The sequence below is a fragment of the Herminiimonas glaciei genome (assembly GCF_042664955.1).
Lineage (GTDB): Bacteria > Pseudomonadota > Gammaproteobacteria > Burkholderiales > Burkholderiaceae_D > Oxalicibacterium > Oxalicibacterium glaciei.
Genome location: NZ_JBHTBU010000001.1, coordinates 1,945,144 through 1,970,944, shown reverse-complemented (window position 1 = coordinate 1,970,944; position 25,801 = coordinate 1,945,144). Strand labels below are relative to the sequence as shown.

Here is a 25,801-nt window from a genome sequence, read left to right as displayed (position 1 = left end):
ACTGGATCTGGTTTTGCCGGGCGATGCCGCTGACAGCAGTGAACAGGCGTGCGACCAGTCGCGTCGCGCCATCAATATGGACCTGATTGCCTGCCACCATTGCGATACGGTATGGGAAGAGGCGGAAGAAGGTGCTGCCTGCGGACGCTGCGGTGCCAAACTGCGCACGCGCAAGGCCGATAGCCTGAACCGTACCTGGGCTTTGCTGATTGCCGCCTGCATGATGTACCTGCCGGCCAATCTGCTGCCGGTAATGATTACCAAAACTTTATTCGGCTCGCAAAACGACACGATTTTGAGTGGCGTAATTTATTTCTGGGTCAGCGGTGCCTACGGATTGGCGGCGATTATTTTTGTCGCCAGCTTCCTGGTGCCGCTGTTCAAGCTGGCGGCTTTGTTCATATTGGTACTGATGGCACAGCGCCGCAGTAACTGGCGACGAGGCGAGCGCGCCAAGCTTTACCACGTGATCGAATTGATCGGCCGCTGGTCCATGCTGGATGTATTTGTCGTTGCGCTGCTGGCCGGCCTGGTACGTATCCAGGGCTTTGCGGAAATTACCGCAGGCCTGGGGATCGCCGCATTTGGTTCGGTAGTGGTGCTGACCATGCTGGCTTCGTTGAGCTTTGATCCGAAGCTGACCTGGGATGGCGACGACGAGACACAAGAACATTTGAATGAAGCCGGATCGACCCTGAAAGCAGATCATGACAAACACTGAAGAACGAAAACCGCTACCGTCGCCGCGGGTTGCACGCCGTCGCGACTGGATGCCTTCGCTGGTCTGGTTTATCCCGATCATCGCGGCGCTGGTCGGCATCACGCTGGTTGCGCATATCCTGATGCAACGCGGACCGGAAATCGTGCTGACCTTCAAGACAGCTGAGGGGCTGGAGGCGGGCAAGACCGCAGTGAAGTACAAGGATGTGCAGATCGGTATCGTCGATGGTTTGCGTTTATCGCGTGACCGCTCGCATGTTCGTGTGTCGGTGCAGTTGAATAAGGATGCCGAAGCTTTTACCGCAAAAGATACGCGTTATTGGGTCGTGCGTCCGCGCCTCGATACTTCCGGTATTTCCGGTCTCGGTACTTTGTTGTCGGGTGCTTACATCGGGGTGGATGCGGGAACGGACGAGGCGACCGCGGAAGAGTTTGCCGGCCTTGAAGTGCCGCCTATCGTCACCCGGGATGCGTCGGGCCGGCAATTCCTGTTGCGTGCAAACGATATCGGCTCGCTCGATGTCGGTTCGCCAGTCTATTACCGTCGCGTGAAGGTCGGGCAAGTGGCGGCCTATGAATTGGACAAGGACGGCAAGGGCGTGACCTTGCGCGTGTTCGTCAATGCGCCTTACGAAAAATTTGTCGAAGCGAATACGCGTTTCTGGCATGCCAGCGGCCTAGATATGCAGGTGAATGCGAGTGGACTGACACTGCGTACCCAATCGTTGGCAACCATCCTGCTCGGCGGTATCGCCTTCGGTACGCCTGACCTTGGTACACCATCAGCCTCACCGGCAGCGCTCGAGAATACCGCTTTCGCATTGGCGGAGGATGAAGCTGCAGCGATGAAGCAAAAGGACGGTTCTTCAGAAACCATGCTGCTGTTCTTCAACCAATCCTTGCGCGGTTTGTCACCTGGAGCCCCGGTTGACTTCCGCGGCGTAGTGATCGGTGAAGTGAAATCGATAGGCGTGGAGTTCGACCGCGATGAGCGCGAATTCCGCATGCCGGTCCTGATACAAATTTATCCGGACCGCCTGCGTCGCCAGTCTACGGATGAAAGCAAGGAATCCAGGTATACGCAAAAGCAGCGCCTGCAATTCCTGATCAACAAGGGTTTGCGTGCGCAACTGCGTCCGGGCAACTTGCTGACCGGGCAAGTTTATGTAGCGCTGGATTTCTTCCCGAAACTGCCGCCGGTCAAAGTAGAGCTGAACAAGCAACCGTTTGAATTGCCAACCGTGCCGAACAGCCTCGATGAGTTGCAGGCACAAATCAAGGACATCGCCACCAAGCTCAACAAGGTGCCGTTTGACGAGATAGGCAAGGATTTGCGTACCGCACTGGCGACGCTGAACAAGACATTGATCAGCGCGGAAGAATTGACGCGTACCCTGAACAATGATGTCTCGCCGGAAATCACCGCAGCGATGAAGGATGCACGCAAGACCATCAATAGCGCCGAACAAACCTTGTCGCAAGACTCACCGTTGCAACAGGACATGCGCGAGGCTATGCGTGAGATCACACGTGCGGCCGGCTCGGTAAGAGTATTGACCGATTATCTGGAACGTCATCCTGAATCCTTGTTGCGCGGTAAACCGGAGGAAAAGAAATGAAGCAATTGCCGAATAGTGTCAAAACAACCGGCGCGCTGCGTTCACGTCTATTGACAGGTGCATGTGTGCTGGCCTCGGCAGTCTTGCTGACGGCATGTGCGAATACATCGAATGCACGTTACTACACGTTGACGGGGCCGACCGCGAGTACGCTTACGCCGGCGGCATCGGCTACGCCGATCTTCATTGAGCTGGCGCCGGTTGCCGTACCGGAACGTCTGGCGCGGCCGCAGATGGTGTTGAGCAAGCCGGCCGGGCAGAGTGCCGAGCTGGAATTGCTCGAACAGTATCGCTGGACTTCATCATTTGAAAATGAAATGCGCGACGCCTTGTCGGCCGGGATTACGAATCGGCTTGGTGCAGTGGACGTCAGCAAGAGCGGGCGTTCGCAAGGACAAGCGGTGTGGCGGATAGCGGTGCAGCTGCGCCAGTTCGATGCGATAGAAAATACACGGGTTGATGCCGCTTTCAGCTGGACTGCGCGACGTAGCGATACCGGTGGCAATGCGGTTTGCCAGTGGTCAGGTAGTGAAACAGTCGGCAGCGGTATGGATGCATTGGCACAGGGTGCGCAACGCATTACGGATCGCGCGGCGCAAATGATCGCGCAACATCTGGCGACGCTGGCTACCTATCCTTCCGCCCCCTGTCCGCGTTGATTTAATCCGGCAGCGGTAGCGCTGCCAGCATATCAATGTGCTCAATCAGGAAATCGATGAAGGCACGGGCGCGTGTGCTTTGATTACGCCGGTTCGGGTAATAGACGAACAGGTCGGCTGACGGCAAGACATAATCCGGCAACACGATTTTCAGGCGTCCGCTTTTTACATACTTGGCGAGGTCCCATTCCGAACGGATCAGGATGCCATGCGCGTCCAGGGCCCAGCCGAGCACGATGTCGCCATCATTGCTCGACAATGCACTCTCCACTTTGATGACTTCATTCCGACCGTCGCGCGTGAAGCGCCAGGTCGCAGCAGCTTCATCGTTTTGCCTATGCGTGATGCAGCGATGCCGGCTGAGGTCGGCCAGTGTCTGCGGTGTGCCGTGGCGTTCCAGGTAAATGGGCGACGCGCATAGGAAGCGGCGGTTGGACATCAGCTTGCGCGCATTCAGACGCGCATCCGGCAAGGTGCCAAAGCGTATCGCCAGGTCAAAGCCGTTTTCGACCAAATCTATCGGTTTGTCGCTGACTTCAAACTGTACTTCGACCTGCGGATAGCGCCGCACGAATTCGGAGACCAGCGGTGCGATCGCGGTGCGGCCAAAACCCAGCGTCGCATTCACGCGCAACAAGCCACGCGGTGCACCGCCGCCGGATGAGACTGCGTCTTCCATCTCTTTGACTTCAGCCAGTATCTTGATCGCATAGCCGAGGTAGATTTCGCCTTCGCTGGTGAGGCTGATGCTGCGCGTGGTGCGATTGACCAACCTGACGCCGAGCCGGGATTCCAGTTGCGCCAGGCGTTTGGTGGCGGCCGGTGGCGTGATATCGAGTGCGCGTGCAGCGGCTGACAGATTGCCGAAGCGGGCAACCAGGGTAAAGAATTCGAGTTCGGATGTGATGTCAGTTTTCACTATAAGTAAATAATTATATGAATTTAAGTGAATTATAAAGCGCTCGTCTGCGAATAAGCTAGCGCTCCATAGATGCTCGTATCCAGCCCGGCATACAGCGATATTTTGAGGAGCCGCCATGAAGATAGTTGAAATACGCGAAAAGACCCTGCCGATCAGCTCGCCCATCCGTAATGCCTATATCGACTTCAGCAAGATGACGCTGAGCCTGGTGGCGGTGGTGACAGATGTCATACGCGACGGCAAGCCGGTGATTGGCTACGGCTTCAACTCGAATGGTCGCTATGGGCAGGGCATGTTGATGCGCGAACGCTTCATCCCGCGCCTGATGGAAGCCGATCCGGCATCGCTGATCAATGACGCCGGTGATAATCTCGACCCGCACAAGATCTGGAACACCATGTTCACCAATGAAAAACCGGGCGGCCATGGCGAACGTTCGGTCGCGATCGGCACCATTGATATGGCGGTGTGGGATGCGGTCGCCAAGATTGAAGGCAAGCCGCTGTTCCAGTTGCTGGCGGATCGTTATGGCAATGGCCAGGCGGACCGCAAGATCTTCGTCTACGCGGCCGGCGGCTACTACTACCCGGGACAGGACCACGGCAAGCTCAAGGATGAGATGCGCAGCTATATCGACCGTGGTTATACCGTGGTGAAGAAAAAAATCGGTGGTGCATCGCTGGATGAAGACCTGCGTCGTATCGATTCCATCCTGAGCGTACTGGGTGACGGACAAAAGCTGGCAGTGGATGCGAATGGTCGCTTCGACCTCGATACCGCTATCCAGTATGCGAAAGCACTGTCGCAATACGATTTGTTTTGGTACGAAGAGGCGGGTGATCCGCTCGACTTTGAATTACAGGCAACGCTGCGCAGTTACTATGACAAGCCGATGGCAACAGGTGAAAACCTGTTCTCGATGCAGGATGCGCGCAACCTGATCCGTTACGGCGGCATGCGTCCGGATCGCGACTGGCTGCAGTTCGACTGTGCGCTCAGCTATGGTTTGGTCGAATACCTGCGTACGCTGGACATGCTGCATGAACATGGCTGGTCGCGCAAACGCTGCATTCCGCACGGTGGTCATCAAATGTCATTGAATATTGCGGCCGGCCTCGGTTTGGGCGGTAATGAATCGTATCCGGACTTGTTCCAGCCATACGGTGGTTTCCCGGATGGCGTAAAGGTGCAGAACGGTTACATCACTTTGCCGGATTTGCCGGGTATCGGTTTTGAGGGCAAGGCGGACCTGTATAGCGAGATGCAGAAGCTGACAGCTTAAGCATCGGGAGGCTGGTTGGTGCCTGCGCCATCGGAGTATGATGGCGCATCGCAACCTTCCTCGCGGAGCTGGAAATCAAGCCCGACTTTCAAGATCTGCTGGCATTACTACAAGCCCATGGCCTGCTCTGGGCCCTGACGCTGATCGTCATGCTGGAAGAAGACGCGGCCATGCTGGCCTTTGTTTTCAGTTAGTAGGGGATAGCCGGCCATGTGCATGGCCGGTTTGGAATGCAGGTTTCAGCGTGATTTAATGCAGCTTGCTGCGTGCGACCTTGAGTTCCTGGAATTGCTTCACGGTTTCCAGTACTTGCGCCAATTCATCCTCGGCATCCGACTGGATCAGCTCTATCTCATCGAAATCCAGCGTATCGTCGATGACGACCATCTCGACCCGGAAAATATGCGGGTACTTGTCGGTAATACCCTGCAGCAGGCCATCGAGTTTTTTCTTCGGCCACACTTCACGTATCCGTGCAGCGAGAAAGAGCCTGACGATAGTCAGGCCGTTATCTTCGCTTAACTCCTGGATGGCGAGTGCTTCGCGTTGTAGCCATTCCGGGAACTGATCTGCCGTGACGAAATGCGGTACGGTCAAAACGGAGACATGAAAGTGTACGTTCAGCTTATCCATGATTTCCCCCTTGTCACATTACATCGGCGAGCCTGTGGCACGAGCGGCTAGTGCTTCCAGTTTATACGCGTGCAACAACTTTGTGGAGGGGATTTGCAGCTGTTATTTTTTTAATACAGCAGCCAGTTTATCCATCACCAGTGTGACGTCTTCTTCGGTCGCCAGGCCGATGCGCGGCCAGTTCTGCAATTTATTGACTTCGGTCGGACGGCCGGTCAACTGACGCAGTTCTTCCAGGAAGCTGTTCAGGTTTGCCGGTGAAATCCCGTATGACGATGAAATCGGCTGCACATTGAAAGCGATTTCGGCGAGGTTGCCCGGCGCCAGTTCGGTGTGATAAATCGTGATGGTGCCGTTGCGCAGGAAGCGCGCGCCATTTTGCCCGCCGAGCGGGCGCGGCATGCCGAACTGGGTTTTCAATGCGGCGAGAGCCTTGTTATATACGGCGTTTTCCATCTTTTATTCCAATAATGAGTTTGTTGCGGAGATGCCTACATTGTATGCCTCGTGCCGGAACGGGTCGGTTTTTTCTGTTGCCCGGGCTTGTGGGGCGGGCGCGACAGTTGCGGAGTGAGGCCGGGGTTCGCAATACCAGCTTTCCCGCTCTGGGAAGCAATATTTCCAATGAAATTAATGCTTTAGGGCAAATGCAAACATTTCAAAATTCTGCTGACAACAGATATATCAGTTGCCGGCTTTCATGTACCGTTGCATCATTCCTGATTTTTTCACCGCTTTTAATGTTGCAAAAGCGGAGAGGCACAACGAGGAAGGGCAGTTTCTGAATATTTGGGTGGACGGACGTATGAGTGATTTGCAAAAAATACAAATTCTCCTGGCGGAAGATACGCAGAGCGATGCGGAAGCGACCTTGCTCGCATTGAAAGAAGTAGGTTTGGCCGCGAATGTGGTTTGGGTCAAGGATGGACAGGAAGTACTGGACTATGTCTTTTGCACCGGACCGTTTAGTGCCCGCACGGGCGATGTGCCGACCCTGATCATGCTTGATTTGAAAATGCCCAAGGTCAACGGCCTGGATGTGTTGAAGATATTGAAGACCACCGAAAAGACGAAGTTCATTCCCATCATCATGCTGACTTCCAGCGCGGAAGAACCGGATATCACGTATTGCTACGAATACGGTGTGAATAACTATATAGTCAAACCGGTGCTGCCGGTGAAGTTCGCGGAAGAAGTTTCGCGTGCGGGCTTTTACTGGAATCTCCTGAACAGAAGCCCGGCCATGGCATAAGGTCGGTACCTGCCGACCGTGTCACTCCTTTCGTATTCCGGCATTTTTAATCCATCAACTTGACGTAGCCTGCGATTGCAGGGACATTAAGTGATGGATTTTCATTTCACTCAATTAGAAATTAAACGAAGCCTGTTGCGCTACGTTTCCCTGGGCCTGACGGCGCTTTTCTTATCTGCCTGCGCGAGCTCGACCGCTGAGCGTTATCAACTGATAGCGCAGGAGGGCAAGGCAGCGGGGTTTGCACCTGTGAGTTTTGGCAATGCGCCGCCGCTGACCGGTTTGCTGCGTATGTCGGCACAGCAGCAGCAAACACCTGCGTATCTATGGGTAGTGATAGAAGGCGATGGACGCGCATGGCTGAATATGCGTGAACCCTCAATGGACCCGACACCGGTGGATGCGGTCGGCTGGCGGCTCGCAAAAGATATCTCGCAAAAGACGGTGCTCTACCTGGCACGTCCTTGCCAATATGTATCCAGCGAGGATTTGGATGCCTGTTCGGTGTCTGACTGGACCGATGGCCGTTTTTCCGGGAAATGGGTACAGCGCCTGGATGCCGCAGTCGACCAGGCCAAGCGCATGACGCAGGCGCGGCAGATCGTGCTGGCCGGTTATTCGGGGGGCGGGGTAATGGCTGCCTTGCTGGCGGCGCGTCGTGATGATGTTGCCTTGTTGCTGACGGTGGCGTCGCCGCTCGATCATGCAGCATGGACCTCGTATCACAAGGTCACGCCTTTACATGCATCTTTGAGTGTGGTCGCCGTACAGCAGAAATTGTCGCGTGTGCGGCAACTGCATGTGGTGGGAGCCGACGACAAGATAGTGCCGCCGTTCCTGTTGCAGGATTTTTTGCGTGGCTATCCGGCGGATGCCCCGGCAGAGCTTGTGACCCTGCCGGGTATTGATCACCGGATGCGCATGCCTCTCGATTTAAGCCGGATCAGAAGTTCCAGAGCGCTTTTGCCGTCAATTGATGGCCGAGATACTTATCCCTGATTTCCATATCGTAGCCAACTGCAATCGTGGTGCCGCTTGCAGTGACTTTGCGATAGCCGAGGCCCAGTTGCAGTGCTTCGCGTCCTGGCTGTACACCGTCGATCTTGAAGGCCGGGCCGCCGCTGACGAAGGTCGCTTCGATCGCCGGAGTATCGGCAAATTCATGCAGGTAACGGGCACGCAGCGTGGCGCTGGAAGACGCGCTCAGCTTGTTGCTGAATTCCACACCCAAGACGCTTTGTACTGAATTGGCGCTGGTGCTGGCAACGGTTTGTGCCGATGCGCCACCGGTTTCCGTATAGCTGCCGTTGTCGAGACGGCTGACACGTGCACCCAGCAACCAGCGACCACTCCATGTAGCATCCAGAACGAAAGGCAGGCCGTATTCAAAGCGTGCACCGATCTGGTTGCCGTTGAATTTGCCGCGCAGGGTTTCGTTAAAGCCGGGAATGCTGACCAGGCGCTGCGTGGTGTAACGGTTGGCAGAAATCGCCAGGCTGGCATCCAAAGTGTAGTTGCTTTCGGTGCGGCTGAAGTAGCCACCGATATGCAGCGATTTGACATCATTGCTATCACCGACACCGGCATCACGACCATCACTACCGGCCTGGGTGTAGCCACCGGAGATGCCGACCATATCGCTCTTGTTCAAATCGCTTTCATAACCGACTGCCAGGCCTTGTGCATCGAGGTCAAAGCCGTTCGCACCTTTGCGTGCTTTTTGCGTTGCGATGGAAGCCAGGCCTTGTACCCAGAAGCGGTTGCCGGAAGCATCGCCACCGGCCAGGCCGGTCTTGTTCATTGCGACCTGTTCACCACCACGCGCTGCATCCATGCGGTTGTCGAAGGCGGAGAATACGCTGCCTTGTGCTGCAGTAGCGGTGGATTGTGCCGCTGCATTGGTTTCCGGTGCCAGTTGTGAAGCGGCGTCAGACAGGGCGCGTGCGTTTGGCAAGGATTGCAGGCTGTTCAGGAGCTTGAGGCCCTGTTCCGAATTGGAGAAACCACTCGAAGCCAGTTGGTTCAGCGAATTAGCCAGGCCACCGAGGTTTGGTGACACCGCATTGGCCACGCCATTCTGGCGGTGTGCGACAAGTTGCAGGTCATTGCCGCTGCCTTGCAGGCTATAGGTATAGAAAGCGCCGCTGCCATTGTTGATTTGCAGGTTGCCGGTCGTAGCGTTCAATGTACCGGCCGAAACCAGCGTGTAGTTCGAGCCGTCAGCTACCGTGCCTGTGATCAAAGGACGTATCGTTGCGCCATTAGCGAAGGTCGCATTACCTGTTACGGTGATCTTGTCGCTGATATTGTTGGCACCGATGCGTGCTTCCAGTACACCGCTGGCACCTTGAGTATAGTCACCGGCGACAGTCATGTTGCGGAAGGTGTCGCCGCTGGCTGCCTGCAAAGTACCGTTGACGGTCAGGTTGCCGCTGGCAGTGACATTACCATTAATGCGCAGATTGCCGCCGGCATCGACCTGGATATTGTTGGCATCTGTCAGCGCGTAGTTGAAGGTGGTATTACCGCCCAGAACCGTGATGTTCTGGAAGTTGCTCAGTTGTCCGGCGTTGAATGTTTGTGTGCCATTGGTTTCCAGCAGGTTGACGCCGGCACCGCCGTCGATTGTGCCGACCACCACACCACCGAGCAGGCGCAAGGTGTCATTGCCAGTACCCATATCAATCGCCAGGCCATTCTTGCCTTCGATGCGGCCATAGTTGACCAGCACGTCATCGCCCGCACCCATTTGTACGGCGGCACCGGCTACGGTGCTATTGTTTTCGCCAAGACGTGTGGCGTCTGCACCGCCGGTGATGACACCAGTTGCGTAGTTGATCAGCGTATCGTTAAAAGTGCCGACCAGGCCGACCGCGACTTTTTTGTCACCGATGATGGTGCCTTCGTTGGCGATACTGATGGCTGCGGCTGCTGCGGTGGCTGTACCGCGACCACTGGCGACTGCAGTGCCGTCGGAACCGTCGTCAATCAGGATACCTTTGGATTGGCCGTAGATGGTTGCACCCGCATGATTGATGATGGTGCCGCCACCTGCAGCAATGCCGTCTGCACCGTTAGGTGCACCGCCGGAATCAACGCCACCAGCGCCCAGCCCCTGGATACGGCCATAGTTTTCTATGTATGCAACACCGTCGATATCAACACCGTCGCCATCGCCGTTGCTGGTGGTGCTGATGCCGCCGGTTCCCGGCTGCTGGAATACGTTGCCGGCACCGGCATATTGACCACTGATCGTGCCGTAATTGATCACGGTTCCTGTGCCGTCGCTACCGACACCGGAACCGTTGCGGCCGATAATTTGACCGCCGCGTTGGTTCGTTACCGTCACGTCGTTATCCGCGGTAATGCCATGGCGTGGGCCGCTGATTGTTCCGTAGTTTTCAATCACGACGCCAGTGTTACCGCCGATATCGATTGCGTCGCTGGCGCTGATCCCGCTGGCGCAGGCTGCGCCCAGATAGTCAGGGCATTTGGTATTGACTATGCCATTACTGATGATCGTGCCGTAGTTCCTGATGGTGGTGTTGGCGCCGGCGCGTATCGCGTCATCGGCATCCGCACGTATCGTTGCGCTGGTATTCGTCAGTGAACCATTGGTAATCAGACTGCCGCTTGATGACGTAATGCCGCGTGAATCAATCGCCTGCCCACCGGCTGCGCTGCCCGTGCTCTTTTGCCAGATGGTGCCCTGGTTATTGATCTCGACGACGATGTTGGCTTTGTTGGTGCGGATAACATCATTGGCGGCAGCGGATATGGTTGCGCCAGCCTCATTTTTCAGAACGAATTTGACCCCGTTGCCGGTTACATCTATGGTGCGCTCGGTGCCGGTTTGTTCGATAGTGCCAGCGTTATTCAGCGTTGCTATGCCGCTGGTGCCTGTCACCGTTACGCCGATGTTCGCACCGCCCAGGCTCAGGCTTGAGCCACTATTGACGGCTCCGGTGTCACCGGCAGTCAGGGTCTTGGCCGTTGTGCCGGAATCGGTTGGAATGGAGAAGGATGCCGCCCACAAAGGGGAGCACAAGGCTGCCTGCAAAGCGATGACGAGGGGAAGCGGGCGCAAGGGATGGCTGAAACGCATTCTTATGTCTCCGAATAAATTGCCGGATTATGCGTAGGCCAAATGACAAGCCGATTACAGTTTTGTTACGGTTTGATGAATGAACAACAAAAATCGGAGGCCCTTCGGGAGCGCCAAAGCGTGCTTTGTATACGCTTGTAAAGTTTGTCTTTAATCGCTTTGGTTATAAGCAAATGACAATTCCGTCATTATCAGAACTCGGCGGACGCGGTATCCTGACGGACAATGTTGCCGAGTTATAAGGCATTCGTTATAATGAGAACGATTCTCAAGTAGTTTGTTCTGACCAATATCCATCATGCAGCGCATCCAGGCCGGCTTGCTGATGTCTGCGATAGTTCAGTCCCGACTGGTAAAATACGCGCTCCTTTTTCCGGGGAAACCCGGGAGCGCCTGTCGGCACGCGTCGCAACCGGTTTGCCCGCCTGCCCCTGCTTGCTTGTACAAGACAATTTGATATTTAGGATGTATTGATTTTATGGCTGCTTTTGACACTGTTCGTGTTCTCTCTGTACACCACTGGAACGACACGCTGTTTTCCTTCACTACCACTCGCGAACCAAGCTTCCGTTTTGAAAGCGGCCATTTCGTCATGATCGGTTTGCCGATTGATGGCAAGAATGTATTGCGTGCTTATAGTATTGCCAGCCCGGCGTGGGAAGAGCATCTGGAATTCCTGTCGATCAAGGTACAGGACGGCGCACTGACCAAACACCTGCAAAACCTGAAAGTCGGCGATGAGATGCTGGTTGGTCGCAAGCCGACCGGTACGCTGGTTATCTCCGACTTGTTGCCGGCCAAACGCTTGTTCCTGTTCGGCAGCGGTACCGGCCTGGCACCATTCATGAGCATCATCCGTGATCCGGATACCTATGAGCGTTTCGACCAGGTAGTCCTGGTGCACGGTGTGCGCCTGGTGAGTGAACTGGCTTACCGCGATTACGTGGCAAATGAATTGCTGCAAATCGAAGGCCTGGGTGAAGAGATTGCAGCCAAGCTCCTGTATTACCCAACCGTGACACGTGAACCCTTCGTCAATGAAGGTCGTATCACGACTGCAATTTCGACCGGCAAAATGTGCGAAGACCTGGGCATTGATCCGATGACGCCATTGACCGACCGCGCGATGATTTGCGGTAGCCCGGACATGTTGAAAGACACCGCCGGTGAACTCGACAAGCTCGGCTTTGAAGTATCGCCGGGTATCGGCCAGCCGGGTGATTATGTGATCGAACGCGCTTTCGTCGATCGCGGTTAAGCAGGACAGGATCCGGGCTTGGCCTTGCCGAGCTGCTGGAATCAAAAAATGGCGTTGAATGTCGGTACGAACATTCAACGCCATTTTTTTATGGTCTGATCTTCTTCACAATTCTTTACCTTGCAGGGCCGGGGTTTGTCTTGATAATACGCGGCAGACTCGTTATCTTTAGCTACCGTTAATCCGATGCTGTCATAGCTGCATTGACGACACCGCCAGCCACGCCATCATGTTTTGGAATAGCCAGCCAGTCCGGTCAGGGCTTATTCACTGCTGGTTCACTTTCTTGCGCTGGAGTCATCCACGCAAAGGTAATCCCGCTGTCACGCCCACGTCTTAAGATGGCGGCAGCCGCTCCGGATGTGTTTCCACGTTGTAGCAGGAGCTATCAACGTATTTTGATTCAAACCATTTAATCGTTCACTTTTCGAATGCCTTTGCCCATGAAGTCCATTTCCTTTTTCGCCGGCCTGCGCCAACGTCTCTTCAGCCGTCGTGCGCTGATCGCCCTGTTGATTGTGCTGGTGGCTGCTACCAGCTATTGGGCCTGGAAGAAGTTCTATGGCAAAAAAGATCCGCGTGAAATGTATCAGGTCGCTGAAGTGCAACGCGGCGATATCCAGGATTTGGTGACGGCGACCGGTACCGTGCAGCCGCTGGAATATGTGGATGTCGGTGCACAGGTATCCGGACAATTGAAAAAGTTGTATATCGAAGTTGGTTCGGTCGTGAAAGAGGGCGACTTGCTGGCCGAGATCGACCCCACGGTTTTCCTGGCGCAAGTGGATGCGCGTCGTGCCGGTTTGCGCAATCAATTGGCGACGATGAAAGATCGCGAATCGCAACTGGCACTGGCGACCCTGCAATACAACAGGCAGAAAAACCTGATGGCAGCCGATGCCACCACTGCTGATTCCATGCAAACCGCAGAAGCGGCATTGCGTTCGGCCAAGGCGCAAATCGATGCCTTGCAGGCACAGATCGAACAAACACAATCAACCTTGCGTGCCGACGAAGCCAATCTTAACTACGCAAAGATTTACGCACCTATGGATGGCACGGTGGTGTCATTGACGGCACGCCAGGGCCAGACCCTGAATGCGAACCAGACTGCGCCGACCATTCTGCGCATCGCCGATCTGTCGACGATGACAGTACAGACCCAGGTGTCGGAGGCTGAAGTCGGCAAACTGCGCAAGGGCATGGAAGTCTATTTCACCACACTGGGTAGCCAGGGGCGGCGCTGGTATGGCGCTTTACGCAAGGTTGAACCTACGCCTACCGTGACCAATAACGTGGTCTTGTACAACGCCTTGTTTGACGTACCGAATAAAAACCAGGCTTTGTTGCCGAGCATGACGACGCAAGTTTTCTTTATCGCGGCAACCGCGAAAGATGCCTTGCTGGTACCGACTGCCGCAGTGACGACCAGCCGTGGTACTGGTGGCCGTCGTGATCGTGGCGATGGCAATGAACGCAAAGCAGTCGAACAAAAAGACAGTGCAGCCGGCGACAAGAAAGCGGCAGACAAGAAAGCAGAGAAGCCGGAAGCGCCGGCTGTAGCCAAACCGGCGGCACCTGCTGCTGCGGCACATACGGACAAAGCCAAAGCTGCAGCGAATCCGTTTGCAAATATGACGCCGGAAGAACGTCGTGCTGCCCTGGAAAAAATGTCGCCGGGTGAGCGTGAAGCCATGCGCGACCGTCGTCGTGCCTTGCGCGAAGCCGAGAAACTGGCAGAAACGCCGGCGACGGATACCGCGGTCGCTGCTGTTGCAGCAAAAAAAGAAGAAGTTAAATCTGCCAAAGGTGAAAAAGCCGAGGCCGCTAATGCCGCAGCCAAAGGTAATCCGCCGGCGGAAGCATCCAGCAGCGGTTTCGCCGAGCAAAGTACGACCCGTACGGCCCGCACCGGCACCGTGAAAGTGATAGCTAAGGACGGCAATATCGAACAGCGCAAAGTCGAGCTGGGTGTGACCAATCGGGTACAGATGCAAGTCCTGAGTGGCCTGGAAGAGGGCGACACCGTCATCCTCGGCATCAAACTGCCGCCATCGACCAAGCGTCCGGCTTCGCCTGCTAACCAGCAAGGCGGTATGCCACCAGGCATGGGTGGGCCATCGGGTCGGGGTCGTTAATGGAAGAACGGAAGCCGGATGAGCAGATGGATATGGACATTGTGAGTAATATCACGCGTCCACATGACGAAACGCCGCTGATAGAGTTGCGCGGTGTCACCAAGACTTACCGTAATGGCGGGCTGGAAGTCGAGGTATTGCACGGCATAGACCTGAAGATTTATGAAGGTGAATTCGTCGCCATCATGGGGGCATCAGGTTCAGGTAAATCGACGCTGATGAACATCCTCGGCTGTTTGGACCGACCGACCACTGGTAGTTACTACTTCATGGGGCGTGACGTTTCCGGCTTTGAGCGTGACGAGCTGGCGATGTTACGCCGCGATGATTTCGGTTTCGTGTTCCAGAGCTATAACCTGATTGCTTCAGCCAGCGCGGCAGAGAACGTCGAAGTACCTGCGATGTATTCCGGTTTGCCGCCAGCTGAACGGCATGCACGGGCACTGGCCTTGCTGACAGAACTGGGGCTGGAAGAGCGCTCGCATCACAGGCCGAATCAATTGTCCGGCGGGCAGCAGCAACGGGTGTCCATCTCACGTGCATTGATGAATGGTGGCCGCATCATCCTGGCCGATGAACCGACCGGTGCGCTGGATAGTAAAAGCGGACAGGACGTGATGAAGTTGCTGGCTGACTTGTCGGCCCGCGGTCATACCGTTTTGCTGATTACACACGCGAAGGAAGTCGCCGACCACGCGCAACGCCTGATTGAGATCAAGGATGGCCACATCCTGTCCGATCCGGGGCCTGCACGAAAAATGCCGACACAGGCGGAATTCGTACGACCGCTGGTAACAGGTGTCGGCTCACGTCTGGGCGATATGCTGGAAGCGGCCAAGATGGCGCTGCGTTCCCTGCGTGCGAATTTCTTCCGTTCAGTATTGACGCTACTCGGCATCGTGATTGGCGTCGCTTCGGTGATTGCCATGCTGGCGATCGGGGACGGTGCCAAGGCCGAAGTGGTGGAGCGCATCAGTGCGATGGGTTCCAACCTCTTGCTGGTGCGTCCGGGTGTACCGAATCAACGTGGCTTCAATAGCACGGCAACGCTGGTGGTTGAAGACGTACGTGCGATCGACGAATTGCCGAATGTGCTGGCAGCGGTACCTGAACAGAGCAGCAGCGTGACTTTGCGCTTTGGTACTTCGGATACTTCGACCAGTGTGACCGGTACCTCGGCCAAGTTCCCTTTGGCGCGGCAGTGGCCAGTCGCGCAAGGTACTTTCTTTAGTGAGGAAGACGAATCGAATTATGCCGCGGTTGCGGTGCTGGGCAAAACCGTGGCAACGGCCTTGTTTGCGGATGAAAATCCGATCGGTGAATTTGTCCTGGTCAATAACCTGTTGTTCCAGGTGGTTGGTGTAATGTCGGAACGCGGTGCGTCACCTATGGGTTCGGATCAGGATGATGTGGTGTTCGTGCCTTACTCGACCAGCAGCTTGCGTTTGTCCGGCCAGCGCTATCTGCGCAACGTGACGGTGGCGGTGGAGAATGTCGAGCACATAGATGATACGCAGGAAGAAGTCGACAAGCTGCTGCTGGAACGCCACGGCACCGTCGATTACCAGATCCGCAATATGGCTTCCATCATGGAGGCGATGGAACAGACACAAAATACGCTGACCATCCTGCTCGGTTCGATTGCGGCGATCTCGCTGCTGGTCGGCGGTATCGGCGTGATGAATATCATGCTGGTATCGGTGACCGAACGCACGCGGGAAATCGGTATCCGCATGGCGACCGGTGCGCGTGAGGCCAACATCATGCAGCAGTTCCTGATCGAAGCAGTGGTGGTATCCGCTATAGGCGGTGCGATAGGTGTGGTTGGCGGGCTGGCGACAGCCGCGGTGATCGATGCCTTCGGCACGCCTATCAAGTATTCGCTGACCCCGGTGGTGCTGGCCTTTGGCTGTGCCTTCATGACGGGGCTGGTGTTTGGTTACCTGCCTGCGAAGAAAGCAGCGCAACTCGACCCTGTGGTCGCCTTGTCGGCAGAATGAAATGAAATTAATGAATCCACGTTTAACTTTCCGTCATACCCGCCTGGCACTGGCAGTTGCTGCTGCGCTGGCCTTGAGTGCCTGCGCCGGGCGCATTGATGCGACCAAACCGAATCTGGAAATGCCCGCCAGCTGGGCTGAATCCTCATCTGCTACCGCCGAATTGCAACGCGACTGGTGGCGCGGTTTTGGTTCGGATGAATTGTCAGGCCTGATCGACCAGGCGCTGGCCAACAATCCTGATTTGAATATTGCCGCCGAACGCGTGACACAGGCCGAGATTACGGCACGTCTGGCGGGTGCTTCCTTATTTCCTTTGCTGACCGTCAGCGCGAATACCGGTGTCGGTTCCAACAAGCCGGGCGTTACGCCTACCGGCTGGACCAAGACAGAAAACACCGGTGTCGCGCTCAGCGTCGCCTATGAAGTCGATGTGTGGGGCCGGGTAGCCGCAGTCGCCAGCGGTGCCAATGCTTCATTGAATGCCAGCCGCTACGACATGGAAACCGTGCGCCTGACACTGACGACAGGGGTGGCGAATGCTTATTTCCAGACGCTGGCCTTGCGCGTGCGCCTGAAGGTCGCGCAAGAAAATCTGGCGATCGCGGAGAAGGTGTATGCGATCGTGGAAGCACGTTACCGCTATGGTTCCGCTTCGGCCCTCGATATGAGCCGTCAGCGCGGCACGGTGCTGGCGCAACGCAACATCCTGCTGCCTTTGCAGGTGCAGGAGCGGCAGACGGTCAGCGCACTGGCGATCTTGCTGGGACGCCAGCCACAGGCCTTGCAGGTAGCGGCACAGGATTTGAATGTATTGACGGTGCCGGAAGTCAGCCCTGGTTTGCCTTCGACACTGATTACGCGCAGGCCTGACCTGGCGAGTGTGGAAGCACAGTTGTATGCCGCCGACGCGAATGTGGCTGCAGCGCGTGCGGCTTTGCTGCCGACGATTTCATTGACGGGTAGTGCCGGGAATTCCAGTGCCGCCTTGCTGGCGCTGGGCAATCCTGCATACGGCGTCGGACTGACGGCCAGTTTTGTGCAGACCTTGTTTGACGGTAATCGTTTGCGTCTGCAAGTGCAGACCAGCGAATCGGTGCGTCGCCAGTTGGTCGAGAGTTATCGTCGCACCGTCTTTGCATCGCTGAAAGAAGTCGACGATGCACTCAGCAATGCCAGCCGCAACCTGGCGCAAGAGCAGGCGCAAATTGAAATCAGGAAAGAAGCGCGGCGTGCATTGCAGCTGTCTGAATTGCGTTATCGCGAAGGTGCGGATGATTTGAATACGCTGCTGGATGCGCAGCGCACTTTGTTTGCAGCTGATGACCAACTGGCGCAACTGCGCTTGTTGCGCCTGACCGGTACCACTGATGTCTTCAAATCACTGGGTGGCGGCTGGAGCAGGACGCCGGCGCAGTAAGCCGGCTTGTGAGGAAAAACGGCTGCCAGGGAAACCGGGCAGCCGTTTTTATTTATGCTGATTGCAATGCGGGGCGGCGTGCGATGCGATAAATGCTGCCGAGCAGCAGCGTGATCGCCAGCGCAGGCAAAGCCGAGCCGACTACCGGCCACATCATCGGGCACAGATGGAAAGCTGCGATGCCTATCAGCCAGATCGCGACCGGTACCACGTTCACGCCTTTGTCGGTGGCTTCCCCTTTTAAAGCCAACTGCGAAATCACCACACCGAACAAGGGTACAAATACCGAGCTTAAGGTCAGCAGGAAAGGTTCCAGGCCATGCATCGGCAGGAACAAGGCACAGGCAGTGGCGACCAATGCGAGCGTGATGCCCCAGAAGCGTATCGTGAATTTGCCGTGCAGGAAATTCAGCGAAACCGAACCGGAATACACATCGCCGTAAGCATTATCCATTTCATCGATCAGGATCAGGCCGAGTGCGATCAGGCCGCCTTGCGCCAGCAACAGGGTGGTCATCAGGTCGGCGCCGGGATTGGAGGTGCTGACGATCAATACGCCCAAGGCGTGACACCAGATATTGGCAACGGCAAAACCGAGCCAGGTGCCACGGAAGGTGCTGGCTCCGGCTTTTCCATAGCGCGCGAAGTCGGCTACCAGCGGCAGCCACGATACCGGCATCGCCATCACCAGGTCTATGCCAGCCAGCGTGCTCATCGAGCCGTCACCTGCACGATGCCAGATCGCGTCCAGGCCTTGTGCCTGTGCTTTCAGGACGAATTGGTAGGTCAGCCAGATCAGTGAGAGGATTACCAGTGGCAGGCCGAAGCGACCGACGAACCAGCGCACCAGTCCTATCATCGAGCCGGTTGCCAGGCCGACCAGCAGCAAGCCCCAGAACAAGGCGGTGACGTAGGGTAGCCAGATCGTATCGAGGCCGGTAATGTCCTTGATCAGCGCGGTCGTGCCATCACGCATGACGACCAGCTCAAACGCGCTCCAGCCTATCAATTGCACCACGTTCAGCACGACCGGCAATTTGGCAAACGATGTGCCGAGGGTCTGGCACATCAGTACCGGGCTCGACAGGCCACGTTCAAAGCCGATGTATGCCACCAGCGCGAGCAGGGCCGCACCAAGTACGGAGCCGACAACGATGGCGAACAAGGCGGTTTGCGTACCGAGCGCAGTGCCGAGGAAGGCCCCGATCTGCATGACCAGCAGGCCGACGCCGAGGCTGAACCACAGTGCTGCATGATCGCGGAAGGAAAAGACGCGTTCGTTTGCCGGGATAGGAGTGAAAGCGGCATTGCTGCTGGCCGCAGGAGCGTTTGGTAAAGCCATCATGGTCTTTCAAAAAATAGATGGCAGGTCAGCGGATTCGATGCCGCGGGAGCGGCGATGGATTATGTGCTTTCCTGCGCGAGGATTACCTCAATCAGGTTCAACGGGTATCTCTCACCCACGCATATGCGCAGGACCCCGAGCCAAGTTTTCAGACAGGCCGCTACTTTGAGCCAAAAAACGTTTATAGGCAAGCCTCTGCGGGCAGCTGGCCGGATTTGTGGCAGGCAGGACAAATCCGACTTGTGCAACTTATAAGTGATTAGGGTGACCAAGCAGGCTAAAAGCAGAAAAGACTCCCAAAAACCGGCCGATCCGGGCTTCATAATCTTTTTTTCACAAAACGGCAGAGCTGCTGCTCCCAGGAGGTGACGATTTCATTTGAGCATGCTTTATTTTTTTAATTTTTTGATGAGAGGTTCTATGTATTTTCCACGTACTGCTGTTGTCGTCATGCTTGCTTGCGCTTTTACCGGCCACGCTTATGCCAAGTCTGAAGTGTGTCACGCCACAACGGAGAAACAGGTCGCTTCCTTATTTGATCGCTGGAACGCATCGTTGCAAACCGGCGATCCGCAAAAAGTGGTCGCCAACTACGCCAGCAAATCCATACTGCTGCCGACCTTGTCGAATAAGCCGCGCCTGACGGCCGACGAGAAAGTGGACTATTTCAAACACTTCCTAGAGCACAAGCCGGTCGGCACCATCAACAGCCGCGCGATAGAAATCAACTGCAACAGCGCCAGCGATTCCGGGCTGTATACATTCAAGTTCGATGATGGTTCGGAAGTGAAGGCGCGTTATACCTACACGTACAAATGGGATGGCCGTCAATGGCTGATCTCCAGCCATCACTCATCTGCGATGCCGGAGAAGAATTAAAACGTTTTGGAAAATGCCTGAGGTCCGGGGTGGGTAGTGCAGTTTAGTGTTCAACACTTGCCTGTGCTTGGACGGGCAGGCATCAACCACAGGTATAGAAATGTCGGGTCGCACAGTAAAGCTTGGAGGGGGAGCGACCCGACGAAAACGGTAAATACTGTATATAAACACAGCATAACATCGGATCCGGCAAAAATCAAAAGCCCACATCAAGTCTGTGAAATATATTCGGTATTGTTGTACGGAAGGTGAATAAAACATGTCGTCATGATAAAGTTTGTGCGGTGCAATATTGCCCGTTTTCACTTTTCCCTATGTCTGCCACCCCGCATCAATTCCGCATTGGTTTAGCCACCAGCCGTACCCACCAGGACGCGCCGAATTCCGTATTGGCACGTTTGCTCAACGGCAGCCGCATCGCGATAGAGCAACATTTGCAACCGCAACTGATAGTCGTCGGGCGTACGCTGGATGCGATGGACCATCTCGGCCTGCTGAAGAATTACCCGCATATCGAACGTTTCCCGTATGGCCGCCATGGCGGGCTGATGAAGTTGGTGTCCCGCGTCGTCGATACCGATCCGGCGCGGCGACTGGATGCCGTGATGTACCTGATGGATCCGGTTGATCCTTCGTCGATTTTTCCGGAAGCGGTGGCGCTGAAACGCCAATGCGTCATCCATGGCAAACCGTTCCTGTCGACGCTGGCCGGTGCGCGCGAATGGCTGGAGCTGGAGTCGATTGCTATCGGTGCCGCACCGAATCCGGAGCTGGATGAGACTTTCGACCTGAAGAATGAAGGCATCGCAATGATTGCGCACGATGCGATGAAAGGCCGCATGCTGGAAATCGCCGAACGCCATTTTGACTTACTGGATCAGTTCGGCTTTCGTTGCGCAACCGGTACCACCGGTAGCCTGCTGAACAAGCTGGCGCAAAAAATCAAGGGTGAAGAAGCAGGCCGCAACTGGGTCAAACCATACCTGAGCGGTCCGATGGGCGGCGACGCGCAGATTGCTGAACTGATCCTCGACAGGGACCAGTGTCGCCGTGTGCTGTTCCTGGAAGACCCGCACGTGGCACGCCAGCACGAAGCCGACATCCAGTTGCTGGAACGCGCTGCGCGCACGGTGACCGATTACGCACTATGTATCAGTAATGAAAATTGCGGAGAGCGCTGGCTGGATTTATTGCAAAAGCGCGTCGCTTTGCGCGCAGCTTGAAAAGCAAAGGGGCCGCATGAAGCGGCCCCTTTTTGCATTACAGCGATCGAATTTTAGAGACCGAGGCGCGCCGTCGCTTCATCCATGACGGCGGTATTCCATGGCACGAAGCCGGTCATGCCGATTTTCGACAAGGCGGTCCGGCCTGCTTCGCTGTCCGGCAAGGTCAGCAACAGTGTTTTTACTTTTTCACGGTCGGATTCGCTGAGCTTTTTCGTCGCCAGGAATTGCTTTATTGCGACGGGTTTGGTCTCCGCCAAGATGCGACCGCCTTTGGCCGTCCAGGCTTTGGCCACAGCCGCCGAACCGGTAACGCCGGCATCGACAAAGCCGTTATCGATCATGAATGGCACAGCATCCTGATAGCGGGTCGGGGTATAGCTTTTTTCCGGATCGGTAAAGCGCAATTCATGCAGCGCAGCGGTGAACATCACGGTGGTGATCGATTCGACCGACGGTACGCCTATCTTCTTGCCACGCAGGTCTGGCAAGGCTTTCAATGGCGAATTCTGCGCTACCAGTACGCGTGCACGGTAATCCGTGTAGCCTTTGGCAGTCACCAGGCCTTCGTAGCCATTCTTTTTCACGGCTTGCAGGCCGATATGGGCAGGATGTATGAAAGCCAGGTCGTATTTGCCTTCGGCCAGGCCTTTTTCAAATACCGCGTATTTGTCTACGGTTTGCAGCTTGACGTTTTGCTTGAGCTCTTTGGACAGCAATTGCAGCAAAGGCTTGTAACGTTCACTGGCCGGTCCGCCTTCCTGATAAGTCACGCCTTCATTGATGGCCAGGACCAGGTCTTGCGCAGCTGCCGAATTGATTCCGGCCGCCAATACTGTCATGGCCAAAAAAGATGCGAGTTTCATAAGCGGCGCTCCGTAAAAATTGTTTTTATTGGGTAACTAATTCCAGTGTGAATGTTACATTAACAAAGCACAGCGAAAGCGTTTTTCTTGTAGTTGCACGTATAAATGCACAACAATTTATTTAATTTATATCAATACCAAGTAAGTGGCTGGTTGTCGCAGGACATGGCGCAATACCGGTTTTGATCGTAAATGATGGTCGGTATGTGCGTTAGCCCATAGCTATAGTCAGGTTGTTTGCTTATTATTTATCGATGTGCCAACAAAGGAGCGAGACCACTATGCAAATCCGTACTCTGTTCTTCGTTATCATCTTCGGAGCTATCGGCGCGCTGGCAGCGTTGAATTGGGAAGCTTTCAATACACCGACCGCACTGTGGCTGGGTGTAGCAACCGTGCAGGCTCCGTTGGGATTGGTAATGTTAGGCCTGACCGGAGCACTGACGTTTTATTTCCTGGTTTGTATCCTGTACCTGCAATCATCGGTCATGCTGGAAGCGCGTCGTCATGCGAAAGAATTGCAAAACAGCCGCGAACTGGAAGCCTCGCGTTTCAGCGAATTGCATCGCTTCATTGAAGAAGAAATCCAGGCCGTGGCAAAGCAGGATGCGGAAGCACAAAGCGTTTTGTTGCAGCGTCTCGATAAACTCGATACCGGCGTCGTGTCAGCGGTTGAGCAATCCGGTAATACGCTGGCTGCCTATATAGGTGAACTGGAAGACCGGCTGGAACGTGGCGGCAATACGATTACGCCCAATCGCCCTGTGTAATTAGCTGCACCCGCAGGGGCAGGCAAGCAGGGAAGTTATAAAACTTGCAAATAAGCAACAAAATCCTGCGGCACGGGGTACATCAGTTAAACTAGTACCCCTTATTCCCCCTTACGAGCATCGCCATGTTACGAGTCCGGCAATCCGGCAATTCTTTACTTGCTATCCTTGTCGGTATGCTGGCTGTCATGATTGCGATTGCTGCCGGTATTACCTTTGCCTGGTATTACCTTGAATCGGACAAGAAGCATGTGCCGCCGATTGCCTACGCCAGCTTTGACCCTATCGTGGTGCGTTCGTCGGGATTCGCGATCAAAACCACTATCGTGCTGCAAACCGCACCTGAGGAAGCCGCCTGGGTGCAGGGCAACAAAGCCGCACTGGCAGTGGCTTTGCAGACTGCATTGGCCGGCGCCGATATCGAGCGCGTGAAGACCCCCGAGGGCGTGGCCTATGTCCAGGGTTTGCTGCGTGATGCCGCCAACAAGGCCTTGCAGACGCGTAGTGTGCAAGAGGTTTTGCTGACCGATTATGTTTTGCAGTTGAATTAATCTTGCCAGCTTAAACAGCCAGCCTTAACCAGGTTTCCGCCACGCGGAGCCGCAGAACGGAAATATCGAATAAGATCGGATATTTGCCGTATGAGTCATTTGTCGCATGAGTAAGCCTGATAATCCCGAAAAAATCGTCAACGACGCCGCCCCTGTTGCGGGCACGGCCGCCGACCAGCCCCGCAATACCCTGCGTCCCGATTCACCTTGTGCCGGCTATTGCTCGACCTCGCACGGCGATGAAATTTGCAAGGGTTGCGGTCGCACCTTCGATGAAGTGATCAACTGGATCATTTACGATGATGACGAAAAAGCCGCAGTATGGGCGCGCCTGGAAGCGGCAGGCTTGGTAAAACGTTAAGCGTTTCCCGGATCGGCGGTATCCGCCGCCGCTCCTCAATTCCCCGTCCGTCATAGACTTACAGGCCAAGAGACGGTAGACTTTAGCCCTTTTTCCAAGGGCTATTCCATGTCCGCCGCGCCCGAATTACCAACACCCGATTCCGCTGAAACTGAAGCGTTTGAACCGCGTACCGTTACCTCCGACCTGATCAATAGCGAAGTTGCGCGTCGTCGCACCTTTGGCATCATCTCTCACCCGGATGCAGGTAAAACCACCCTGACTGAAAAGCTGCTGCTGTTCTCGGGTGCGATTCAGCTCGCCGGTACCGTCAAGGGACGCAAGAGTGGTCGCCATGCGACTTCCGACTGGATGGACATCGAGAAGCAGCGCGGCATTTCGGTCGCCAGCTCGGTCATGCAGTTCGAGTATCGCGATCATGTGGTGAACCTGCTCGATACGCCGGGTCACCAGGATTTCTCGGAAGATACTTATCGTGTGTTGACGGCAGTCGATTCCGCGTTGATGGTGATCGATGCCGCCAAGGGTGTGGAAGAACAAACGATCAAGCTGCTGAACGTTTGCCGCATGCGCAATACACCCATCATCACTTTCATGAACAAGCTGGATCGTGAAACGCGCGATCCGCTGGAATTGCTGGATGAACTGGAATCGGTGCTGAAGATAGAATGCGCACCGGTGACCTGGCCGATCGGCATGGGCAAGAATTTCCGCGGCGTGTATCACTTGCTGCGCGACGAAATCATGCTGTTCGCAGCCGGTAACGAGAAAGCCGACCAAACCTTTGAAGTCATCAAGGGCATAGATAATCCGCGCCTGGCCGAAATGTTCCCGCAGGAAATCGAACAATTGAAGATGGAAGTCGAACTGGTGCATGGTGCGTCGCATCCGTTTGAACTGGACGCCTTCCTCAACGGCACGCGTACGCCGGTCTTCTTCGGTTCCGCGATCAATAACTTCGGTGTGCGCGAAATCCTGAATGCCTTGCTGGATTGGGCGCAACCGCCGCGTGAGCGTGATGCCACCGTGCGTTCGGTCAAGCCGACCGAACTGCCATTCTCCGGTTTCGTGTTCAAGATCCAGGCGAATATGGATCCGGCACATCGCGATCGTATTGCCTTCCTGCGCGTTTGCTCGGGACGCTTTGAACGCGGCATGAAGATCAAGCATCTGCGTTTGAACCGTGAAATCAAGGTGTCCAGTGTCGTGACCTTTATGGCATCCAGCCGTGAGCAGGTCGAGGAAGCCTACGCCGGCGATATCATCGGTTTGCCTAACCACGGCAATATGCAAATCGGCGATAGTTTTTCCGAAGGCGAATTGCTGCAGTTCACCGGTATTCCTTATTTCGCACCGGACTTCTTCCGCTCGGTACGTATCCGCAATCCGCTGAAGATCAAGCAATTGCACAAGGGTTTGCAGCAGTTGGGTGAAGAAGGCGCGATCCAGGTTTTCAAACCGGTCAATAGTAGCGACCTGATCCTCGGCGGTGTAGGCGTGCTGCAATTTGAAGTCGTTGCCAGCCGTTTGCTCAACGAATACGGCGTGGATGCCGTGTTCGAAGGCACCAGCATCAGCAGCGCGCGCTGGATTACATGTGATGATAAAAAGATGCTGGCCGAATTCGAGAAATCGTCGGCCGGACATAATCTTGCGCATGATGCTGCCGGCAACCTGGCTTACCTGGCGAGTTCGGGTGTCAACCTGCGTTTGACACAAGAGCGCTGGCCGGGTGTTACGTTCCACGAGACGCGTGAACACGCGGTCAAGCTGGGCTGATCATTCCTTCAAGTGTCCC

At 55.5% G+C, this 25,801-nt stretch carries 22 protein-coding genes and 1 riboswitch; of the genes, 16 read left to right on the top strand and 6 right to left on the bottom strand.

Annotated elements, in window-relative coordinates:
• Positions 1–76 precede the first annotated feature (76 nt).
• From ACFQPC_RS08855 to ACFQPC_RS08845, 3 genes are read left to right on the top strand one after another with little or no spacing between them, the layout of a single operon-like run.
• On the top strand, positions 77–721 hold the full coding sequence (locus ACFQPC_RS08855; protein ID WP_382271894.1) for a paraquat-inducible protein A: 645 nt from the start codon (positions 77–79) through the stop codon (positions 719–721).
• The gene (locus ACFQPC_RS08850) at positions 708–2,339 is read left to right on the top strand and encodes a PqiB family protein (RefSeq protein ID WP_382271505.1); all 1,632 of its coding nucleotides are present in this window, start codon (positions 708–710) and stop codon (positions 2,337–2,339) included. The genes ACFQPC_RS08855 and ACFQPC_RS08850 overlap by 14 nt, the downstream gene beginning before the upstream one ends.
• Positions 2,336–2,998, top strand: a complete 663-nt coding sequence (locus ACFQPC_RS08845; RefSeq protein WP_382271504.1) for a PqiC family protein — start codon at positions 2,336–2,338, stop codon at positions 2,996–2,998. The genes ACFQPC_RS08850 and ACFQPC_RS08845 overlap by 4 nt, the downstream gene beginning before the upstream one ends.
• A gap of 1 nt (position 2,999) precedes the next feature.
• Here ACFQPC_RS08845 and ACFQPC_RS08840 read toward each other — a convergent pair whose 3' ends face one another.
• Positions 3,000–3,917 carry a LysR family transcriptional regulator gene (locus ACFQPC_RS08840; protein ID WP_382271503.1) on the bottom strand — a complete coding sequence of 306 codons (918 nt, stop codon included), beginning with the start codon at positions 3,915–3,917 and terminating at the stop codon, positions 3,000–3,002.
• A 118-nt stretch (positions 3,918–4,035) separates the two neighbouring features.
• Between ACFQPC_RS08840 and ACFQPC_RS08835 the strand changes: the two genes are divergently transcribed.
• A complete protein-coding gene (locus ACFQPC_RS08835; protein WP_382271502.1) occupies positions 4,036–5,202 on the top strand; it encodes a mandelate racemase/muconate lactonizing enzyme family protein in 1,167 nt (388 codons plus the stop codon).
• Between the two features lie 249 nt (positions 5,203–5,451).
• On the opposite strand, the gene ACFQPC_RS08830 is transcribed toward ACFQPC_RS08835, so the two are convergent.
• Complete coding sequence (locus ACFQPC_RS08830) at positions 5,452–5,835, bottom strand: hypothetical protein (RefSeq protein WP_382271501.1); 384 nt, start codon at positions 5,833–5,835, stop codon at positions 5,452–5,454.
• Positions 5,836–5,937: 102 nt separating this feature from the next.
• The gene (locus ACFQPC_RS08825; RefSeq protein WP_382271500.1) at positions 5,938–6,291 is read right to left on the bottom strand and encodes a hypothetical protein; all 354 of its coding nucleotides are present in this window, start codon (positions 6,289–6,291) and stop codon (positions 5,938–5,940) included.
• 349 nt (positions 6,292–6,640) lie between these two features.
• Here ACFQPC_RS08825 and ACFQPC_RS08820 point away from each other — a divergent pair, with 349 nt between their 5' ends.
• A complete protein-coding gene (locus ACFQPC_RS08820) occupies positions 6,641–7,087 on the top strand; it encodes a response regulator (RefSeq protein WP_382271499.1) in 447 nt (148 codons plus the stop codon).
• Positions 7,088–7,222: 135 nt separating this feature from the next.
• On the top strand, positions 7,223–8,086 hold the full coding sequence (locus tag ACFQPC_RS08815) for an alpha/beta hydrolase (protein WP_382271498.1): 864 nt from the start codon (positions 7,223–7,225) through the stop codon (positions 8,084–8,086).
• Here ACFQPC_RS08815 and ACFQPC_RS08810 read toward each other — a convergent pair.
• Entirely contained in the window at positions 8,031–11,192 is a 3,162-nt protein-coding gene (locus ACFQPC_RS08810) for an autotransporter outer membrane beta-barrel domain-containing protein (protein ID WP_382271497.1), read from the bottom strand. The genes ACFQPC_RS08815 and ACFQPC_RS08810 overlap by 56 nt on opposite strands.
• 478 nt (positions 11,193–11,670) lie before the next feature.
• On the opposite strand from ACFQPC_RS08810, the gene ACFQPC_RS08805 reads away from it, so the two are divergent.
• From ACFQPC_RS08805 to ACFQPC_RS08790, 4 genes are all read left to right on the top strand, one after another.
• The gene (locus tag ACFQPC_RS08805) at positions 11,671–12,450 is read left to right on the top strand and encodes a ferredoxin--NADP reductase (protein ID WP_382271496.1); all 780 of its coding nucleotides are present in this window, start codon (positions 11,671–11,673) and stop codon (positions 12,448–12,450) included.
• 443 nt (positions 12,451–12,893) lie between these two features.
• Positions 12,894–14,588, top strand: a complete 1,695-nt coding sequence (locus ACFQPC_RS08800; RefSeq protein WP_382271495.1) for an efflux RND transporter periplasmic adaptor subunit — start codon at positions 12,894–12,896, stop codon at positions 14,586–14,588.
• A 26-nt stretch (positions 14,589–14,614) separates the two neighbouring features.
• Entirely contained in the window at positions 14,615–16,588 is a 1,974-nt protein-coding gene (locus ACFQPC_RS08795) for a MacB family efflux pump subunit (RefSeq protein ID WP_382271893.1), read from the top strand.
• Between the two features lie 10 nt (positions 16,589–16,598).
• The gene (locus ACFQPC_RS08790; protein WP_382271494.1) at positions 16,599–18,008 is read left to right on the top strand and encodes an efflux transporter outer membrane subunit; all 1,410 of its coding nucleotides are present in this window, start codon (positions 16,599–16,601) and stop codon (positions 18,006–18,008) included.
• A 52-nt stretch (positions 18,009–18,060) separates the two neighbouring features.
• On the opposite strand, the gene ACFQPC_RS08785 is transcribed toward ACFQPC_RS08790, so the two are convergent.
• The gene (locus ACFQPC_RS08785) at positions 18,061–19,350 is read right to left on the bottom strand and encodes a purine-cytosine permease family protein (RefSeq protein WP_382271892.1); all 1,290 of its coding nucleotides are present in this window, start codon (positions 19,348–19,350) and stop codon (positions 18,061–18,063) included.
• A gap of 54 nt (positions 19,351–19,404) precedes the next feature.
• A riboswitch (TPP riboswitch) is annotated at positions 19,405–19,501 on the bottom strand.
• A 272-nt stretch (positions 19,502–19,773) separates the two neighbouring features.
• On the opposite strand from ACFQPC_RS08785, the gene ACFQPC_RS08780 reads away from it, so the two are divergent.
• The gene (locus ACFQPC_RS08780) at positions 19,774–20,232 is read left to right on the top strand and encodes a nuclear transport factor 2 family protein (protein WP_382271493.1); all 459 of its coding nucleotides are present in this window, start codon (positions 19,774–19,776) and stop codon (positions 20,230–20,232) included.
• 314 nt (positions 20,233–20,546) lie between these two features.
• Positions 20,547–21,455: a methylglyoxal synthase gene (locus ACFQPC_RS08775; RefSeq protein ID WP_382271492.1), complete on the top strand. Its 909-nt coding sequence runs from the start codon at positions 20,547–20,549 to the stop codon at positions 21,453–21,455.
• Between the two features lie 53 nt (positions 21,456–21,508).
• Here the strand turns inward: ACFQPC_RS08775 and ACFQPC_RS08770 are convergent, their stop codons facing one another.
• Positions 21,509–22,321 carry a phosphate/phosphite/phosphonate ABC transporter substrate-binding protein gene (locus tag ACFQPC_RS08770; protein WP_382271491.1) on the bottom strand — a complete coding sequence of 271 codons (813 nt, stop codon included), beginning with the start codon at positions 22,319–22,321 and terminating at the stop codon, positions 21,509–21,511.
• A 281-nt stretch (positions 22,322–22,602) separates the two neighbouring features.
• Between ACFQPC_RS08770 and ACFQPC_RS08765 the strand changes: the two genes are divergently transcribed.
• The 4 genes from ACFQPC_RS08765 (at position 22,603) to ACFQPC_RS08750 (ending at position 25,782) form a co-directional block, all read left to right on the top strand.
• Positions 22,603–23,091, top strand: a complete 489-nt coding sequence (locus tag ACFQPC_RS08765) for a LapA family protein (RefSeq protein ID WP_382271490.1) — start codon at positions 22,603–22,605, stop codon at positions 23,089–23,091.
• 125 nt (positions 23,092–23,216) lie between these two features.
• Positions 23,217–23,642, top strand: a complete 426-nt coding sequence (locus tag ACFQPC_RS08760; protein WP_382271489.1) for a flagellar basal body-associated FliL family protein — start codon at positions 23,217–23,219, stop codon at positions 23,640–23,642.
• 106 nt (positions 23,643–23,748) lie between these two features.
• A complete protein-coding gene (locus tag ACFQPC_RS08755) occupies positions 23,749–24,003 on the top strand; it encodes a DUF1289 domain-containing protein (RefSeq protein WP_382271488.1) in 255 nt (84 codons plus the stop codon).
• Positions 24,004–24,111: 108 nt separating this feature from the next.
• Positions 24,112–25,782, top strand: coding sequence for a peptide chain release factor 3 (locus ACFQPC_RS08750; protein WP_382271487.1), 1,671 nt, complete (start codon positions 24,112–24,114; stop codon positions 25,780–25,782).
• The last annotated feature ends 19 nt before the right edge of the window (positions 25,783–25,801 follow it).